1 protein-coding gene is annotated in these 21350 nt (G+C 65.0%); it reads right to left on the bottom strand.

Going from position 1 to position 21350, the window contains the following annotated elements; translation table 11 throughout:
* Nucleotides 1-115 precede the first annotated feature (115 nt).
* Nucleotides 116-21259: a non-ribosomal peptide synthase/polyketide synthase gene (locus tag M5B43_RS12855; protein ID WP_248750467.1), complete on the bottom strand. Its 21144-nt coding sequence runs from the start codon at nt 21257-21259 to the stop codon at nt 116-118.
* Between the last annotated feature and the right edge of the window lie 91 nt (nt 21260-21350).

The following is a 21350-nucleotide window of genomic DNA, read 5'->3' as shown; positions in this document are numbered from 1 at the left end:
CCACTAATACGTTGAAAGGTAGACCCGACCAGTTGCCGGGCTCGCGCTAAGTTGCGTGATTGCTCGCTTCAGGTAAGGGCGCAAGCGCCCGTGCCGGCTCCCCCTCTGCCACAGGTCATGAGGTCACCTTGCCGACCGGCACGACCAGCCCGTCGTGCCACCAGGACGCCAAGCTGTAAACATACGGCGCCTTGAGCAACGTGAAATGGTTACCCGGGCCATACCAGGTCTCCAGGTGATCGGTATACCGGCTCCACCCCTCGATCATGCCGGCCTGTTCGCGCTGATTGCCCTGGGCATCCAGGGTCGGATCATCGGCCAGCACCAGGCGTATCGGGCCATTGAAGCGCGAGCGTGGCTGGTACACCGTGCGCAGCGCGGCACCGAAGGTGCGCGCCGGGCCGTACATCACATCCGGGGTCGAGCGTGCCGAGAGCATGCCGACCCGCACCATGGCGCCGTGCAACGCCGCCAGTTGCGCCGTTTCGTCAAGGCTGGCAAACGCCTGCGGATCAATCCCGAAGGGTTTGCCGGCCGCCAGTTGCATGGTTTCGATCAGGCGCAGCAACACACCGGTCGCCGTGTACGGTTTGCCGGCCACGCCGGTGCCGCCAGGTGCCTCACTGTCGACCAGCGTCAGGGACAGCACTTCACGCCCCAGCGCCTGCAGGCGTAGCGCGACTTCGAACGCCACCCAACCGCCAAACGAATGCCCCAGCAGATGCACGGGCCCGACCGGGCATTGCTGCTCCAGCGCCACCCGATACGCCTGCGCCGCCGATTCCACACGGCTATGGGGTACCGTTTTGGCGTCCAGCCCACGGGGTTGCAGGCCATGGATCGGCCAATCCGGCCCGAACGCATCGGTCAGCCCGATAAAGCCGGTCACGCTGTCGCCGGCCCCCGGGATGCAAAAGATCGGTGCACGCCCGGCCTGCCCACTCTGGATCGTCAGTACCGGCTGATGCAGCGCCTGGTTCGTGGCCGCTGGCAGGGCCCCCAGGGCCGTGCCGATGGCCTGGCCCAGCGCCGCAATGTGCGGCGCCTGCATCATGCTCTGGTGATCGCCCGGTACGTCGATGCGTTGCAGCAACGCAGCCGGCACGACCTGATCCCAGCCCAGCGTCTCGCTGCTGCGTGAGGCGTCGTCGGTACGCTGTTCAGCGGTAAACAGATGCACCGGGATGTTCAGCGGGAACAGGCTGTAATGCGCCTGCGCATGGCCGTGGGCGACTTCACGATCCAGGTAAGCCCACAAGCCATCACGTGACAGTGCCGCCAACTGCGGTTGCAGCAAACCGGCGTCGCGGCAGCGTTGCAACAGGCTGTTGAAGTCCAGTTGCTCGGCTTCGCGCTCCAGCTGTGCCAGGGTCACCAGTGCGTGGCGGTCCACCGGCACCTGGGCCTGGCAGAACGCGCGGCACTGCTCCAGCAGATGCAAGCTGTGGGCATGGGCCGACGACCAACGCGCTTTGCCCTGATCCACCAGGCGCGGCACGTGGGTATCGAGCAAGCCGAGGAAGCTCACCTCCTCGTCCATGCCAATCAACTGCGCCGCTATTTCGTACGCCAGCACCCCGCCGAACGACCAACCGGCCAGGCGGTAAGGCCCGTGCGGCTGCACCGTGCGCATCAGGTCGATATGCCGGGCGGCCAGGCATTCCATGGTCTGCAACTGCGGCGCACCCCAGGTCACGCCTTCAAGGCCGTACACCGGAACATCAGCGTCCAGATGCTGGCCCAGCGCCGGGAAATACACATTCAAGCCGCTGAACTCGTGCACCAGGAACAGCGGCGCCTGCGTGCCCCCGGCACGCACGGTGACCAGGCCCTGCTCCGGCGCCGGCGCATCGGTGCGCAAGCGCAACAACGCCGCCATCGACGCGACGCTGGCGTGCTGGAACAACTCCGCCAACGTCACCTGCACCTGTGCTTGCGCCAACAGGCTGACCAGGCGAATCGCCAGCAACGAGTGCCCGCCCATTTCGAAGAAACTGTCATGACGCCCCACGCGTGGCAGTTTCAGCACCTGGGCCCATTGGCTCGCCAACCGTGCTTCCAGCGCATCCGCCGGGGCTTCGTAGTCACGGCTGAGCATCACCTGTTCCGGCGCCGGCAGCGCCTTACGGTCCAGCTTGCCATTGGGCGTTACCGGCAAGCTGTCCATCTGCACATAGGCACTGGGCATCATGTACTGCGGTAAATGAGTCAGTAGCTCCTCGCGCAGTTGCTCGATCGAAACCGGCGTCCCGCACAGGTAGGCCACCAACTGCTTGCCGCTGACCTGCCCTTCGCTGTCATCCCGGGCCATGACCACCGCCGCGCGCACGCCTTCACAAGCCAGCAGCGCACTTTCGACTTCGCCCAGTTCTATGCGGAAGCCACGGATTTTCACCTGATCGTCATTGCGCCCCAGGTACTCCAGGGTGCCATCCGGCAGCCAGCGGCCCAGGTCACCGGTTTTATACAGACGGCCCGGCGCATCGTTGAACGGGTCGGCCAGGAAGCGCTCGCTGCTCAGTTGCGGCTGGTTGAGATAGCCGCGCGCAATACCGGCACCAGCAAGATGAATCTCACCGGCCACGCCCAATCCGGTTGGATGGCCATGGGCATCCAGCACATACACGCGGGTATTGGCAATCGGGCGGCCAATCGCACGTGGTTGCGGGTTGGCCGCGCAGACCTCATTGGCGGTGGCGATGATCGTGGCCTCGGTGGGGCCATAGGTATTGAGCAAGCGTGGCGTATGCCCGCTGCGCAGGAACCAGTGCTGCACCGCTTGCGGGTTCAGCTCTTCGCCGCCGACCACAATCACCCGCACACAGGCCGGGATGGCTGTCGCATGGTCGTCCGCCAGGCCCTGCCAGAACCGCGTCGGCAGGCTGATCACCGACAAGCGCGCCTGCGCCGCCAGTGCCCAGAATTGAGCGGCATCATTCAGCCACGCAGCGCTGCGCAACACCAGGGTGGCACCGCAGGTCAGCGCCCCGAAGATCTCCTCGATGGAGGCATCAAAGTTGATGGACGCAAATTGCAGCGCGCGATCCCCCGCCGTCAAGCCGGTCAAGCCACGAATGGCGCGGATCTCGTTGCACAGGCCGGCATGCTCGATCATCACGCCTTTGGGCGTGCCGGTGGAACCGGAGGTGTAGAGCACATAGGCCAGGTGTTCGCTGTGCAGACCCCGTTCAGCCGCAAGCGGGTTGTGCTCGCTCAGCTCACGCCAGGGTTGCAGCGCACTGTTCAAGGTCACCACGTGCAACGCCGGTGGCAGTGCGCCGAGCAACGGCAGTACCGCGTACTCACTGAGCAACAGCCGCGGCGCACTGTCGGCCAGCATGAAGGCCAGGCGTTGTGGTGGGTAGGCCGGGTCGAGCGGCACGTAGGCGGCACCGGCCTTCAGGCTGGCGAGCAACGCCACCACCATCTGGGTTCCGCGTTCCAGGGCAATGGCTACACGGTCATCGGGCTGCACGCCGAGGGCGATCAAATGATGGGCCAACTGGTTGGCCTGGGCATTCAACTCGCCATAGGTGAGCGACTGACCGTCGAACTCCAGCGCGATGGCATCGGCATTGCGCAGTACCTGTTGCTCGAACACCCCATGGATCAGTTGATCCTGGGCGTCGTCGGTGCGGGTCTGGTTGAAGTCCAGCAACACTTGGCGACGCTCGACCAGCGGCAGAATCTCCAGGCTGCTCAGCGAAGCGTTCGGGGTGCGCTCCAAGGCGTCCACCAGGCTGTCCAACGCGCCGTGCATATAGGCACATACGCGCTGCGCGCCCACCTCCGGGCTGACCTGCACGGTCAAGGCAAAGGCCTGGCCAAAGTCATCGACGTCCAGCGACAGCGGATAGTTACTGCGCTCTTCACCGCCCAGGGCCTGGATACCGGCCCATACCGCAAGGTCCTCACTGGCGGCGGCGCCGACACTGTGACGGTAGTTGAGCAAGGCACTGAACAGCGGTGCCGGCGCGGCCACGCCGCTGCAACGCTGCGCCAGGGCCAGGGATGCGTGTTCATGGCTCAACAGCGTGCTCAGGCGGGCATGGGTCGCCTTGACCCCAGCCTGCGCGCTTTCGGCACCAACACTCACGCGCAGCGGCAAGGTGTTGATAAACAGCCCCAGGGCGCGTTCGCCGCCCTGCATGCCGCCCATCAGCACGGTACCGAAGACCACGTCATCCTGGCCGCAGACATGCGCCAACACCTGGGCCCAGGCCACATGGATCAGGCTCGCGGCACTCACCCCCAGTTGCCGCGCAGCACTGCGCAGACGCTGGCCGAGGCCGTCTTCCACGGGCAGTTGCGCCAGTTCCAGCACGCCACCGGCTTGCACATCGTGCAGGCCGAACGGCAGGGTTGGCTCGTCGATGTCGGCCAGCATTGCGCTGAAGAACGCTTCATGCTCCTGTTCGGTCATGCCCAGGCGCGCCTGGGCCACGTAGTTGCGGTACGGCACCGGCGCATTCAAGCGGGCTTCCTGGCCCGAAAGGAACGCCTGCAACTCGTCTTGCAGGATGTCCATGGCCACGTGGTCGAACAGCATGTGGTGGAACATAAACAGTGCAGACCAGCGCTGTTGCGGACCGTCATAGGCACACACCAGGCGCATCAGCGGGGCGTCACGCAGGTCCATGCGCAAGTGTCGCGGGTGGAAGCGCTCACGCAGTTGCGCGGCGGCGTCCCCCTCGCCTTCCAGGCTGATCTCCTCGAGGGCAAATGGCACCTGGCGCAGCACCACCTGCACCGGCTCACTCAAGCCTTCCCAGCGCATGGTCGAGCGCAGGATATCGTTGCGCTCGACCACGCCTTGCAAGGCGTGGGCAAAGGCGTCGAGGCGCTCGCGGCGGTCAAAGTTGAACGACGCCTGCTCCAGGTACACGTCGCCTTCATCCGCGAGCAAATGGTGGTAGAGAATGCCCTCCTGCAACGGCGTCATGCCGTAGATATCCTGTACGTTGGCCAGTTGGCCCGGCACGCCGGCGACCAGGCTATCGATTTCGTCCTGGCCGAGGCTGGCCAGCGGCAACATCTGCGGGGTAATCCGTTGGCACTCGGCGGTAATGCCATTGGCCGGGATCACCAGTGCACGGCGGCTGCCCACGACCTTGGCCAACCCGGCGAGGGTTGGGTGGGTAAACAAGGCACCGACGTCAACCCGAAGGTCTTCCTGGCGCATGCGCTCCACCAGTTTGACCGCCAGCAGCGAATGCCCTCCCAGCTCGAAGAAGTTGTCATGCCGACCAACCTGCTCCAGCTGCAAGACCTGCGCCCAGATCAGTGCGAGGCTGCGTTCGATACGCCCCTCGGGCGCCTGGTAATCACGGCTGGCCACCGCCAGATGATCCGGGGCCGGCAACGCCTTGCGGTCGAGTTTGCGGTTAGGCGTCAGCGGCAATGCGTCCAGGGTCACGAACGCCGACGGGATCATGTATTCGGCCAGTAACGGCGCCAGGTAGCTGCGCAGCCCGGCCGCCGTGAGGCTGACCCCGGCGTGCGGCACCACGTAGGCCACCAGGCGCTTCTCGCCGGGCAGGTCTTCGCGGGCAATCACAGCCGCTTCCTTGACTCCGGCGCAGTTGCCGAGGCGCGCTTCGATCTCGCCCAATTCGATGCGGAAACCGCGCACCTTGACCTGGAAGTCATTGCGGCCCAGGTACTCGATCGAACCATCGGCCAGGTAGCGTGCCAGGTCACCGGTCTTGTACATCCGCGCACCCGGCGCGGTGCTGAACGGGTCAGCGATGAAGCGCTCGGCGCTGATCGCGTCGAGGTTCAGGTAACCGCGTGCCACACCGTCCCCGCCGATGAAGATCTCCCCCGCTACACCGAGCGGCACCGGCTGCTGCTGGCTGTCCAGCAGGTAGATACGGGTGTTGGCCATCGGTTTGCCGATGGTCGTGTTGCCGTTGGTGTCCGCGCTATGAGTCACGTAGGCCGCGGTGCAGGACACCGTCGCTTCCGTCGGGCCATAGGTGTTGATCAGGCGGGTATGGGCCGGACGCACTTCGTCCCACAGTTTCAATTTCTGCGCCGACAACGCATCCCCGGTGACGTTGATCAAGCGCACATGCTGCAAATGCGCCTGGGCCTGGTGCGGCGTGTGGTGCCATTCGGCGGCCAGGGTGTGCCAGTGCGCGGCCGTCAGGTGCAGGACGGTGAGCGTGATCGCAGGGTCCTGCGCGGCTTCGCTGCCGAATACGTGGCGGCTCGGCGCCAGGGTTGCACCCGCCAGCAGGGCCGGGAAGATCTCCTCCACCGACAGGTCGAAGTTCAGGGTGTTCTGTTGCAACACCGTGTCCTGCGCGGTCAGGCCGAACAGGCGTGCGGCGTCCAGGCTGTAGTTGACCAGCCCACGGTGCTCGATCATCACGCCCTTGGGATTGCCGGTCGAACCCGAGGTGTAGATCACATATGCCAGGTGACGCGCCGTCAGGCCCGGCACCTGTGGGTTGTGTTCGGCGCCCGTATGCGGGGCGTCGAGCAGCACGTGGGGAATCGCCAGCGCCGGCAGGCGCTCCAGCAGCGCGCGTTGGCTCAGCACCACCGACGGCGTACTGTCGGCGATCATGTAGGCCAGGCGCTCCGGCGGGTAGTTGGGGTCCAGCGGCACATAGGCGGCGCCGGCTTTCAGCACCCCGAGCAGGCCGACCAGCACTTCGTCGCCCCGCTCGGCGCAGATTGCCACGCGGTCATCCGGGCCGACCCCCAGGCCGATCAACTGGTGCGCGAGGCGGTTGGCCCGGCGGTTCAGCTCGGCATAACTGAGGCGTTGCTGTTCGAACGCCACAGCGATGGCCTGCGGATGCGCCTCGACCTGGGCCTCGAACAACTGGTGAAGGGTGCTGTCGTGCGGATAGGCCACGTGGTTGGCGTTGAGGTCGTGCAGCAGGTAGTCGCGCTCGTCTTCATCCAGCAACGGGATATGTGCGAGCAGGGCCTGATCGTCGGCGACCATCGCCTGCAAAAGGCGCTCGAAGTAGCCCAGGTAACGTTGCATCGTGGTCTCGTCAAACAACGCGGTGGCGTATTCCAGCGCACCGGCGATATGGCCCTGCACCTCGCTGAGGTCCAATGACAGGTCGAACTTGGAAAAGCTGCTGGCCTCGCCAACCCCTTCGAACTGCAAGTCACCCATCACCAGGCTCTGGCCGTCGCTGTTCTGCCAGGTCAGCAGGGTCTGGAATATCGGGCTATGGGCCAGGCTGCGCGCCGGCTTGAGCACCTCCACCACTTGCTCGAACGGCAAGTCCTGGTGGGCCTGCGCCGCCAACGTGCGGTCCTTGGCGTGGGCCAGCAAGGCGGCCACGCTCAAGTCTGCGCCGGCGCCGATACGCACCGCCAGGGTGTTGACGAACAGGCCGATCAGCCCTTCGACTTCGGCGCGCATGCGGTTGGCGGCCGGTGAACCGATCACCACTTCATCCTGGCCGGACAACCGGCAGAGCAACGCGGCCCACGCCGCCATCATGGTCATGTACAACGTGGTGCCGTGGCGCTGGCTCAGGGCCTTGAGCCCGGCGGTCAGGTTGACGTCGAGCAGCACGCTCAGGGTGGCGCCGCTGTAGTCCTGGCGAGCCGGCCGTGGGCGGTCGGTGGGTAGCATCAGCAGCGCAGGCGCATCGGCGAGCGCCTGCTGCCAGTACTGGCTTTGCTGCTGCAGGACTTCGCCACTCAACCAACGCCGTTGCCATACGGCAAAGTCGCTGTATTGCAGGGCCAACGGCGGCAGCGGATCGGCGTGGCCAAGACGGAACGCCTCGTACAGCGCCATCAGTTCATGGGTGAGCACGCCCATCGACCAACCATCGGAGACGATGTGGTGCATGGTCAGCAATAGCACATGGTGGTCGTCGGCACGGCGCAACAGGCTTGCACGAATCAACGGCCCTTGCTCCAGGTCGAAGGGTTCCAACGCGTCGGCACTGATATGCGCCTGCAACGCGGCGTCGTTGTCGACTGGCAGGCGCAGCAGCGCGAACCCCTGCTCGACCGGGTCAATCCGCACCCGTGGTTCATCGTCGTGTTGCACAAACCGGCTGCGCAGGGCTTCGTGACGCGCCACGATGGCGGCCAGGGCGCGTTCCAGCGCCTGGGCATCCAGGTGACCGCGCAACCCGAGGGCAATCGGCATGTTGTAGGCCGTGCTGGCGCCTTCCATCTGCGCCAGGAACCACAAACGTTGCTGGGCGAACGACAGCGGCAAGTCCTGATCCCTTGGCACCGCCAAGATGGCCGGCAAGGTGCTGCGTGCCGCCTGGGCCAACACCTGGGCCAATGCGGCCAGTTGCGGCTGGGCAAACAACTCGGCCAGGCTCAACTCCACGCCCAGGCGCTGGCGCACCTGGGAGATCAGGCGCATCGCCAACAGCGAGTGCCCGCCCAATTCAAAGAAATGCCCCTGGCGCCCGACCTGCTCCAACCCCAGCAAATCCTGCCAGATCTGCGCCAGCGTGGTTTCAAGCTCGCCTTCGGGCGCTTCATACACGCCACTGACTACCGCATCGAGGCCCGGCGCCGGCAGCGCCTTGCGATCCATCTTGCCGTTGGGGCTCAGCGGCCATGCTGCGAGCTGCACATAGGCCGACGGCACCATGTACTCCGGCAGTGCGCTTTGCAGGTAGGTGCGCAGGTCTTCGACCTTTGGCGCCTGCCCTGTGAAGTACGCCACCAGGCGTTCATCACGCACCAGTACCGCCGCTTCGATGACCTCGGGGCAGGCCGCGAGCAAGGCTTCGATTTCGCCGAGCTCGATGCGCAGGCCGCGAATTTTGACCTGGTCGTCATTGCGCCCCAGGTAGTCGAGCGTGCCGTCTGGACGATAACGCGCCAGGTCGCCGGTGCGGTACATGCGCCCGCCGGGAGTGTGCGGGTCGTCGAGGAAACGCTCGGCCGTCAGTGCTTCACGGTTGAGGTAACCGCGCGCCACACCGGCGCCGCCGATGTACAGCTCACCGACGCTGCCGGTCGGCACCGGTTGCCCGTAGGCATCCAGCACGTAGAGCGTCAGGTTGCGCAACGGCTGGCCCAGGGGAATATCGCCGGCCCCGTAGCGCGACAGGTCGGCGTCAACCGCGTGCCACGCCACCACGTCGCTGCACTCGGTCGGGCCATAGCTGTTGATGAAGCGTGGGCGCGGGGCCTGCAGTTTTTCCAACTGCGACAGTTTGATCGGCTCACCGCCCAGGACCACCCGGCGCAGGCCGCTCAACACCTGTTGCGGGTCGGCATCGATCAGCGCATAGAACGCACTCGGTGCCAGGTTGATATGGGTGATCGCCTGCTCGCCGATCTGGCGCACGATGCTCACCGGATCAAACGGGCTGTCCGCCAGGTGCAAGGTGGCGCCGACGGCAAGGCTGGCGAAGATGTTTTTCTGGGTCAGGTCGAAGCTGTGGGAGGTCAGCAGCAGCACCGCATCGCTGGCGTCCAGCCCGACGTCTGCGAGGTACCAGCCAAGCATGTTGACCACGCCCTGGTGCTCGACCATCACGCCTTTGGGCTGGCCGGTGGAGCCCGAGGTGTAGATCACGTAGGTCAGGTGCGTCGGGCTCAACCCGGCCACCTGCGGGTTATCCAGGGCGTGCTCGCGCCAGTCGTCACCGTCAAGGTCGACCACTGGCAGCCCCGGCGTGCAGGCCAGCTGTGCGGTCACGCCATGCACCAGCAACGCCGCTGGAGCGCTGTCTTGCAGCATGTAGTGAATGCGTTCCAACGGGTAGTTCGCGTCGATCGGCACGTAGGCGCCGCCGGCCTTTAGTATCGCCAGCAGGCCGACGATCAATTCAGGGCTGCGCTCGACACAAATCGCCACGCGTGCATCCGGTTGTACGCCGAGCTGGCGCAGATGATGGGCCAGTTGGTTGGCGCGCTCGTTGAGTTCGCGGTAGCTCAGCGAGTGCTCACCCGCCTGCACTGCCAGCGCGTCTGGGGTGCGCACGGCCTGGGCTTCAAACAGACTGTGCACGGTGCCGGGGTTGAGCGGTGTGCGCAGGCCACTGAGCGCGGCCAGTTGCTGTTGGCGCTCCGACTCATCGAGCAACGGCACGCGCGCCAGCACACCCTGATCATCGCTGACCATGGCCTGCAACAGGCGCTCGAAATAACCCAGGTGACGCGTGAGGGTCGCCTCATCGAACAGCGCCGTGGCGTAGCTCAGGGAACCGATGATATGGCCTTGGGCTTCGCTCAATTCGAGGGACAGGTCGAACTTGGCCGCCGTGTTGATCTGGCCGCCGTCCTCCATTCTCAGGTCGCCGAATACCGGTGCTGCGCCCTCGCTGCCCTGCCAGGTCAGCATGGTCTGGAACAGCGGGCTGTAGGCCATGCTGCGCACCGGTTTGACGATATCCACCACTTGCTCGAACGGCAGGTCCTGGTGCGCCTGCGCGCCCAGCGCCTGGGTCTTGACCCGCGCCAGCAAGGTTTGCACCGTCGGTTCGCCCGAGGCATCGATGCGCACCGCCAGGGTGTTGACGAACAGGCCGATCAGGCCCTCCACTTCGACCCGGTTGCGGTTGGCTACCGGCGAGCCGATGACCACTTCATCCTGCCCGGACAAGCGACTCAGCAACACCGCCCACGCCGCCAGCAGGGTCATGTACAAGGTGGTGCCATGTCGCTGGCTGAGCGCCTTGAGGCCCTCGCTCAACGACGCATCCAGCTGCAAGGGCAGCACCGCGCCGCTGAAGTCCTGCTGCGCCGGACGCGGCCGGTCGGTGGGCAGGGTCAATACGGCCGGCGCGCCGGCCAGGGTCTGCTGCCAATACAGGTTCTGCTTGTGCAGCACCTCGCCACTCAACCAGCGGCGCTGCCACACGGCAAAGTCGGCGTATTGCAACGCCAACGGCGGCAACGGATCGGCCAGGCCCTGGCTGTAGGCGCCATACAACGCCACCATTTCGCGGGTCAGCACGCCCATCGACCAGCCATCGGCAGCAATATGGTGCACCGTCAGCAGCAACACATGGTGCTCATCGCCCAGGCGTACCAGGCGCGCCCGCAGCAACGGGCCATTGACCAGGTCGAACGGCGCCAGTGCTTCATGCTCGCTCAGTGCCTGCAATTGCTGCGGCGCGTCAGCCTGTTCGCGCAGATCATCCTGCATCAGCACGAACGAGCCTTCGACTGGAGTAATCACCAACTGCGGTTCATCGTTGTCCACCACAAAGGCGCTGCGCAGCACTTCATGGCGACTGACGATCTGCGCCAGTGCGCGCTCCAGCGCCAGGGCGTCCAGTGCGCCACGCAGGCCCAGGCCGATCGGCATGTTGTAGGCCGCTGCGGCATTGTCCATCTGTGCCAGGAACCACAGGCGTTGCTGGGCAAACGACAGCGGCAACGACTCTTCGCGGGACACCGGCACAATCGCCGGCAAGTGGCTGCGCCCGGCCTTGGCCACCACCTGCGCGAGGGCCGAGAGTTGCGGGTGCGCAAACAGCGCCGCCAGGTCCAGCTCCACGCCCAGGTGCAGGCGTACTTGGGAGATCAAACGCATGGCCAGCAACGAGTGCCCGCCCAGTTCAAAGAAGTGATCCTCGCGCCCGACCTGCTCGACCTTGAGCACCTGGCTCCAGATCTGCGCCAGGGCGATTTCCACCTCACCCTCGGGCGCCGCGTAGCCGCGACTGAGTAATGCCTCCTGATCGGGAACCGGCAGGGCCTTGCGGTCCAGCTTGCCGTTGGCGGTCAGCGGCAGGCTGTCCAGGCGCACATACACGGTTGGCACCATGTACTCCGGCAACTGCGCCTGCAACGCACTGCGCAGGGCTTGACGGTCGACCGGCTGGTGTTCGGTGAAGTACGCCACCAGGCGACCTTCACGTGCGAGCACCACGGTTTCGCTGACGTCTGGGTACTCGCTCAAGCGGCTTTCGATTTCGCCGAGCTCGATGCGAACGCCACGGATTTTCACCTGGTCGTCGTTACGGCCCAGGTAATCCAGGGTGCCCTCCTCCAGCCAACGTGCCAGGTCGCCGGTACGATACAGGCGCGCCAGCGGGTCCTGGCTGAACGGGTCACGCAGGAAACGTTCGGCGGTCAGTTCCGGACGGTTGAGGTAACCGCGCGCCACACCGGCGCCACCGACGTACAGCTCACCGACCACACCTTTAGGTACGGGTTTGAGGTGCGCATCGAGCAGGTAGACCTGGGTATTGGCGATGGGTTTGCCAATGTGCAAGAGCTGGCCGGCATTGATCAGGCCGGACGTAGCGACCACCGTGGCCTCGGTCGGGCCGTAGTTGTTGACCACCTGGAAGCGCTGCGGCGTGTTGAACTGGCGCAGGCGGTCGCCGCCGATCAGCAAGGTCTTCAGGCTCGGGTGTTGCATTTGCTGGCTGAACGCGTATTCCGCCACCGGGGTCGGCAGGAAGCTCACGTCCAGCGGCTGTGCCAGCCACCAATGCAACAGCGCGTCGATGTCTTCGCTGCCCGCCTTGGCCGGCGGCAGGTGCAGGGTCGCCCCCACGCAAAGGGCTGGCCAGACTTCCCAGGCCATGGCGTCAAAGCCAAACCCGGCGACGCTGGAGGTATGGCTGCCGGCGTGCAGGTTGAAGGCCTGGCAATGCCAGTGCACCAGGTTTTCCAGGGTGCGGTGTTCCACCATCACGCCTTTAGGCAAACCGGTGGAGCCGGAGGTGTAGATCACATAGGCGAGGTTCGCTGACGTCAGGCCCTGCACGCTTGGGTCAAGCGTCGGGCGGCGATGCCATTGATCGCTGTCCAGCTCGATCACCGGCAATGGCGTGTCGCCGAGCAATGAACGGGTACTCGATTGCGCCAGCACCAGCATCGGCGCGCAGTCCTGCAACAGGTAGGCGATGCGTTCCTGCGGGTGCGCCGGGTCGATGGGGACGTACGCCGCGCCGGCCTTGAGGATCGCCACCAGGCCGACCAGGGTTTCAAGGCTGCGCCGCGCGCAAATGGCCACTCGATCATCCGGGCGCACGCCCTCTTCGAGCAGGCGATGGGCCAACTGATTGGCGCGCTGGTTGAGCTGGCGATACGTGATGTGCTGGTCGCCCTGGCACACCGCCGTGGCGTCCGGTTGCCGCTCGACCTGTGCCTCGAACAGCCGGTGGATGGTCTGCGCCTCGGGGTAGTGCACGGCGGTGGCATTGACATCGACCAACACCGCCTCACGCTCGGCGGCCGACAGCACCGACAGTTGATTCAAGGCGCGCTGTGGCGTGTCCTCCAATGCGTCGACCAAGTGCGCCAGGGCCCTCTGCATAAAGCCGCAGACCCGTTGCGCGCCGATTTTTTCCAGCGCCTGGGCATTGAGTTGGAAGCCCGCGCCAAAATCATCGATGTTCAACACCAGCGGGTAGTTGGTGCGCTCTTCCATGCCCAGGGCCTGGATGCCGTCCCAGGCAGTAATGTCGGCGCTGGTGGCCTCGACCGCCGCGCTGTGCCGATAGTTGAGCAAGGTATTGAACAGCGCTTGCGCCGCCGGCAGGCCGCTGCACTGCTGGGCCAGGGACAACGACGCGTGTTCATGGGCGAGCAATTGTGACAGGCGTTCGTGGGTGACGCGCACCGCCTCGCGGGCGCCGTGCTCACCGACACTGACCCGCAGTGGCAAGGTGTTGATGAACAGCCCCAAGGCACGGCCGGCACCTTCACCACCTTGCAGGCGGCCGAGCAACACCGTGCCGAACACCACGTCGTCACGCCCGGCCACCTGCGCCAACACCTGGCCCCAGGCCAGGTGCATCAGGCTCGCGGCACTGACGCCGAGCAGACGCGCTTGCTCACGCAGGCGCGCGCTCAACTGACTGTCAAGCATCAGGTGGGCTTCTTCGACACCGCTGCCATCGCCCTGCACATCGCGCAGGCCGAAGGCCAAGGTCGGTTCATCGATGTCAGCGAGCATGTCGGTGAAGAAGCGTTCATGGGCCTGTCGATCAGCACCGAGGCGCGACTGTGCCACATGGTTACGATACGGAATCGACGGCGCCAAGTGTTCGGTATGGCCCTTGAGGCTGGCCTGGACTTCCTCGATCAGCACTTCAAGCGCGGTGTGGTCGAGCATCATGTGATGGAACAACAGGATGCCGACCCAGCGTTGGTTGGCGCTGTCCTGGGTGTAGGCCAGGTGCATCAGCGGCGCACGCTGCATATCCAGGCGGTAATGGCGCGGGTCGAACTGACGGTGCAATTGCCCCAGTACGTCACCGTCGGCCGCGTCGATCACCACTTCTTCCAGGCCCAGGGTTGCCTGGCGCCAAACCACCTGCACCGGCTCTTCGAGCCCGTCCCAGACCATGCTGCTGCGCAAGATGTCGTGGCGGTCGATGACGCTCTGCAGTGCCTTGGCAAACTGGTTCACCGGCTCCGGCCCGGTGAAGGCAAACAACATATGCAGCAAGTAGGCATCGCCTTGCGGCGCGGCCAAGTGATGGTAGAGCATGCCGTCCTGCAACGGCGCCAACGCGTAGATGTCCTGCACGTTGCGTGCGCCGCCCGGCACGCTGGCGACGATACGGTCGATGGCGGCCTGGTCCAGGTCGGCCAGCGGCAGCAAGTCCGGCGTGATGCGCGAGCAGTCCAGGCCGATCAGGTTGGCCGGTACCACCAGCTCTTGATGACCACCCACGGCCGCTGCCAGCGCCGCCAGGGTTGGTTGGCCGAACAACACGCGTACGTCGGCGCTCAAGTCGATCTGACGCATGCGTTCGATCAGTTTGACCGCCAGCAGCGAATGACCGCCCAGCTCAAAGAAGTTGTCGTGGCGACCCACGCGTGCCACGTCCAGCAACTCTTGCCACAGTACGGCGAGGGTCTGCTCGACATCGCCTTCAGGGCGCTCGTATTCGCGCCGGGCCAGGGCATCGCTGTCGGGGGCCGGCAGGGCCTTGCGATCGAGTTTGCCGTTGGTGGTCAACGGCAAGCGCTCGAGCATGACGAACGCGCTGGGCACCATATAGTCGGCCAGCGACACCAACAGCTCTGTGCGCAACGCCGCGGCCGATGGCTCGGCGCCCTCGCCCGCGATGACATAGGCCACCAGGCGCTTGTTGCCGGGCGCGTCTTCGCGGGCAATCACCACGGCTTCACGCACACCGTCACAGGCGGCCAGGCGCGCCTGGATCTCACCCAACTCGATACGGAAACCACGGATCTTCACCTGGTCATCGTTGCGCCCCAGGTAATCGATGCTGCCGTCCGCCAGCCAGCGCCCCAAGTCGCCGGTCTTGTACAGGCGGGCGTCAGCACGGCCGCTGAACGGGTCGGCAATAAACCGTTCGGCGTTCAATTCAGGTCGGTTCAGGTAGCCACGGGCAACCCCCGCACCGCCGACATAGAGTTCACCGACGACACCCACCGGCACGGGTTCGCGCTGGTCGTCAAGGACATACAGCTGCAAGTCCGGAATGCGCCCGCCGATGGGGCTGACGCCCACCAATTGGGCATCCGCCGCTTCAAGGGCACGGTAGGTCACGTGCACGGTGGTTTCGGTGATGCCGTACATGTTCACCAATTGCGTGCCGGCGTTGGTGGTGCGCGCATACCAGGGCTTGAGAATCCCCGGTTCCAGGGCTTCGCCACCGAAGATGACCTGCCGCAGGGAGTGCTTCAAGGCACTCTGGCCCTGGGCGGCCATCAACGAACGGAACGCACTCGGCGTCTGGTTGAGGATGGTCACGCCGGCGCTGCACAGCAGCGCATAACACTCGTCCGGCGAACGGCTGGTGAGCTGCGGCACCACCAGCAACTGGCCGCCATGGATCAGCGCACCCCAGATTTCCCACACCGAGAAGTCGAAGGCAAACGAGTGGAACAAGGCCCACACGTCCTGGTGGTTGAAGTTGAACCAGCCTTCGGTGGCGCTGAACAGTCGCGCCACGTTACGGTGCTCGATCATCACGCCCTTGGGCAGGCCGGTGGAGCCGGAGGTGTAGATCACATAGGCCAGGCTCGCCGAGGTGAGGTCGGGCACGTGTGGATTCAGCACTGGCTCGACTTGCAAGCCCGTCGAATCCAGGTCGATCACCGGCACCGACAACTCAGCCACCAAGGCATGAGTCGCCTGCTGCACCAGCACCGCAACCGGTGCGCTGTCTTGCAGGGTGTAGCTGATGCGCTCCTGCGGGTAAGCCGGGTCAATCGGTACATAGCCGGCCCCGGCCTTGAGGATGCCCAGCAGGCCGACGATCATCTCCAGCCCACGGTCGACGCAGATCGCCACGCGATCATCCACGCGCACACCCAGGCTCAACAGGCGATGCGCAACCTGGTTGGCGCGGCGGTTCAGTTCGCCGTAGCTCAGGCGCTCATCGTCAAACAGCACGGCAGTCGCGTCAGGGCGTTCAGCGGCATGCAGCTCAACCTGGTGGTGGATCAAGACCGCGTCGGCAAACAGGCTGTCGGTGGCGTTCCAGTGCTGCAACAGGTGCTCGCGCTCCAGCGCCGGCAGCATCCCCAAGCCTCGCAACGAGGCCTGCGGGGTCTGCTCCAGGGCTTGCACAAGGTTGTCGAGGACGCACTGCATGTAACTGCAGACCCGCGCGGCGCCAATCGCCCCATCGGCCATCACCGAGAGGCTGAATGCCTCGCCCATGTCGTTGACCGACAGGGTCAGCGGGTAGTTGGTGCGCTCCTTGCTGTCGAGCACCGCAATGCCTTCCCAGGCCGCTACCGCTTCTGCCGAGACGTCTGCACCGCCGAGCTGGCGATAGTTGAGCAGCGAACTGAACAGCGGTGTGGAGGCCGCGATTTTACTGCAGCGCTGCGCCAGCACCAGCGAGGCATGCTCATGGCCGAGCAAACCGGTCAAGCGCGTGTGGGTACTCTTGACCATGGCGCGCACACCGGCCTCCCCCAGGCTGACCCGCAGCGGCAAGGTATTGATGAACATGCCGAGGGCACGGTCGGAACCTTCACCGCCCTGCAAACGTCCCAGCAATACGGTGCCGAACACCACATCGTTGCGCCCCGACAGGCCGCCCAGCACCCGGGCCCATGCCAAGTGATACAGGCTGGCCGGCGTCACACCCAGTTGGCGTGACTGCGCGCGCAAACGCTGGCTGAGGCGATCATCCAGCGCCAGGACCACCTCCTCGACGCCATGCCCATCGCCCTGCACGTCTTGCAGGCCAAACGGCAAGGTGGGCTCGTCAATGTCCCCCAACATCTCGGTAAAGAACGCTTCGTGCTCCTCGCGACTCACGCCCTGGCGTGCCTGCGCCACATAATTACGGTACGGCACCGACGGCGCCAGCAACGCTTCTTCGCCACGGGTGTGGGCTTCGATCTCTGAGGTCAGCATGCGCAACGAGGTGGCGTCATCCACCAGATGGTGCAGCAGCAACACCGCGACCCAGCGTTGGTTCGGCGCATCTTCGCTGTAACCGATGCGCATCATCGGCGCCTGGCGAATATCCAGGCGGTGATGACGCGGGTTGAGGCATTCGGTCAATTGCGTGGCGATATCGCCGCCGGCCGGGTCCAGGTGAATCTCGTCGACGCCCAGCTCAGCTTCGCGCCAGACCACTTGCACCGGCTCATCAAGACGCTCCCACACCACTGCGGTGCGCAGGATGTCATGCCGGGAAATCACGCCTTGCAGCGCAGCGGCAAACCGTTGCAGGCGGTCGCGGCTGTCAAAGCTGAACGTCGCGTATTGCAGGTAGGGATCGCCTTGGGCAGCGGCGAGATGGTGATACAAGATCCCTTCTTGCAGCGGCGCCAGGCTGTAGATTTCCTGGACGTTGGCCGCACCGCCCGGCACCGTCGCGACAATGCGGTCAATGCCGGCCTGGTCCAGTTCAGCCAGGGGCAGCATGTCCGGGGTGATGTGTTCGCAACCCTCGGGCACACGGTTGGCGGGCACCACCACATCCTTGTTCGCACCGGCCACGGCGGCCGCGAGTGCGGCCAGGGTGGGTTGGCCAAACAATACGCGTACATCGGCGCCCAGGCCGACCTGGCGCATGCGCTCGATCAGCTTGACGGCCAGCAGTGAGTGGCCCCCCAGTTCGAAAAAGTGATCCTCACGCCCCACGCGCTCTACCCCGAGCAAGTCCTGCCAGATCGCGGCAATCGTGGCTTCCACCTCCCCTTCGGGGGCCGCGTACTGCCGGCGCGCCAACGCGTCGGCATCCGGCGCCGGCAGGGCTTTGCGGTCGAGCTTGCCGTTGGTGGTCAACGGCAACTGCGCCACCCGCACAAAGGCGGCGGGCACCATGTACTCGGCCAGGGACAGCAGCAACTGCTGGCGCAACTCGGCGGCCGACGGTTCGGCCCCCTCGCAGGCAATGAGGTAAGCCACCAGGCGCTGGTCGCCGGGCTCGTCTTCACGGGCAATTACCACGGCCTCGCGCACGCCGTCACAGGCGGCCAGGCGCGCTTCAATCTCACCCAGCTCGATACGGAAACCACGGATCTTCACCTGGTCGTCATTGCGCCCCAGGTAGTCGATGCTGCCATCGGCCAGGCGACGCCCGAGGTCACCGCTGCGATACAAGCGCGCCCCGGCACGGGTGCTGAAGGGGTCGGCGATAAACCGTTCGGCATTCAGTTCCGGCCGGTTCAGGTAGCCACGGGCAACGCCGGCGCCGCCGACATACAACTCGCCCACCACGCCAACTGGCACCGGCTCACGCTGCTCGTCCAGTACATACAGCTGCAGGTCGGGAATGCGCCCGCCAATCGGGCTGACACCCACCAACCGGGCATCCGCCGCTTCAAGGGCACGGTAGGTCACGTGCACCGTGGTTTCGGTGATGCCGTACATGTTTACTAGCTGCGTCGCGGCGTTGCTGCTGCGCGCATACCACGGTTTCAGAATGCCTGGCTCCAGGGCTTCACCGCCAAAGATCACCTGGCGCAGGGCGTGCTTGAGTTCGCTCTGGCCCTGGGCCGCGATCAACGAACGGAACGCACTTGGCGTCTGGTTGAGGATGGTCACGCCGGCGCTGCACAGCAAGGCATAACAGGCGTCCGGCGAACGACTGGTAAGCTGCGGCACCACCAGCAACTGCCCACCGTGCATCAGCGCACCCCAGATTTCCCATACGGAGAAGTCGAAGGCAAACGAATGGAACAGCGCCCACACGTCCTGATCATCGAAGTTGAACCACGCCTCGGTGGCGCTGAACAAACGCGCCACGTTGCGGTGTTCGATCATCACGCCCTTGGGCAGGCCGGTGGAGCCGGAGGTGTAGATCACATACGCCAGGTTCGCCGAGGTGAGACCTGCAACGTCAGGGTTATCGGTCGATTCAGCCTGGCAGTCGCAGGCATCCAGGTCGATCACCGGCACTGACAACTCAGCAACCAACGCATGTGTCGCCTGCTGCACCAGCACCGCGACCGGTGCGCTGTCTTGCAAGGTGTAGCGGATGCGCTCTTGCGGGTAGGCCGGGTCAATCGGTACATAGCCGGCACCCGCCTTGAGGATGCCCAGCAGGCCAATGATCATGTCCAGGCCACGTTCGACGCAGATCGCCACGCGGTCATCCACATGCACGCCCAGGCTCAACAGGCGATGCGCAACCTGGTTGGCGCGGCGGTTCAGTTCGCCGTAGCTCAAGTGCCGGTCTTCATAGACCAGTGCGCAGGCGTCGGGGTGTGCCGCCGCCTGCGCTTCGAATTGGGCATGGATCAACGCACTGTCGGCAAACACCGCGTCGCTGCTGTTGCAGTGTTGCAGCAGGTGTTGGCGTTCGGTCGCCGGCAGGATGCCCAGGCTGTGCAAAGGTGCCTCTGGCGTGTGTTCCAGGGCAGCCACCTGACTGTCCAATGCCGCGTGCAGGTAATGGGCGACGCGCGACGCACCGATTTCGGCGTCGGCGAGCACGGTGATGTGGAAGTCTTCCCCCAGGTCGTCGAGGTTGACGGTCAGCGGGTAGTTGGTGCGCTCTTCCGCGCCCAGGGCTTGCATGCCGGCCCAGGCCGCCTGGGCCTCGACACTGCCGCCTGAAGCACTGTGGCGGTAGTTGAGCATGGCGCTGAACAACGGCGTAGGTGGCGCCACACCGCTGCAACGCTGGGCCAGGGCCAACGAGGCGTGTTCATGCTGGAGCAAGGCGGTGAGGCGCTGGTGGGTCAGCTTCAGGCCGCTGCGTACGCTTTGCTCACCCACGCTCACGCGCAGCGGCAAGGTGTTGATGAACATCCCCAGGGCGCGGCCCGAGCCTTCCCCCGCGTGCATGCGGCCCAACAGCACAGTGCCGAACACCACCTCCTGGCGCCCGGAGACTTTGCCCAGCACTTGGGCCATCGCCAGGTGCATGACACTGGCCGCGCTGACCCCCATCTGACGCGCCTGCACGCGCAGACGCTGGCTCAAGCCGTTGTCGAGCATCAGGTGGCTTTCTTCAATGCCGTGGCCGTCACCCTGCACATCCTGTAAACCGAACGGCAGCGTCGGCTCATCGATGTCGCCGAGCATCTCGCGAAAGAACGTTTCGTGTTGCTGCTCACTGACCCCCAGGAGCGCCTGGGCCACATAGTTGCGGTACGGCACCGGCTCACCCAGGTGCTCGGTCTGCCCGAGCAGGAAGGCTTGCATCTCGTGCTGTACCACCTCCATCGCGGTATGGTCCAGGGCCATATGGTGAAACAGCAGCACCGCCACCCAGCGCTGGTTCGGCGAATCCAGGGCAAACGCCACGCGCATCATCGGCGCCTCGCGAATGTCCAGGCGATAGTGGCGGGCATCGAAGCGGGCGCGCAACTGGCCGAGCACATCGCCGTCGCGCGGATCCAGGTGCAGTTCTTCATGGTTCAACGTGGCCTTGCGCAGCACCACCTGCACCGGTTCATCCAGGCTTTCCCAGGCCACGGTGGTACGCAGGATGTCGTGACGTTTGATCACGTACTGCAACGCCTGAATGAAGTGCTCCAGGCGCGCGCGGCTGTCGAAGGCGTACTGCGACTGCAGCAAATAAGGGTCGCCCCGTTCTGCGCTCAAGTGGTGGTACAACATGCCTTCCTGCAACGGCGCCAGCGGGTAGATGTCCTTGACATTGGCCAGCCCGCCCGGCACGGCATCGACGATCTGGTCGATGGTCGCCTGGTCCAGCGTGGTCAACGGCAGCATCTGCGGGGTAATGCGGTAAGCCGGGCTCAACCAGTCACCCCCGTTGCGGGTAATCAACTCAAGCAATTGCGCCTTGTGCGCGCGCACGTTGTCGATCAACCCATCATCAAGCGCCTCATCGTCGCCGAGGATGATCAGGTCATCCTCCTCACGTTGCAGATGGATCGCGTGGGTCGAAAGAACTGCCATCAATTCGCTGAAGTGCATGTTGTGACCTGCTTAAGATTCGAAAACAGTGACGAGAAAGTCCGGTTTCAATGGCAACCTGTACATCGGGCATCGAGCAGCAGCGCCAAGC

The sequence above is a fragment of the Pseudomonas sp. MWU15-20650 genome (genome assembly GCF_023242475.1).
GTDB lineage: Bacteria > Pseudomonadota > Gammaproteobacteria > Pseudomonadales > Pseudomonadaceae > Aquipseudomonas.
The sequence above is the reverse complement of the archived record's forward strand: the minus strand, read 5'-3'. Positions and strand labels throughout refer to the sequence as shown.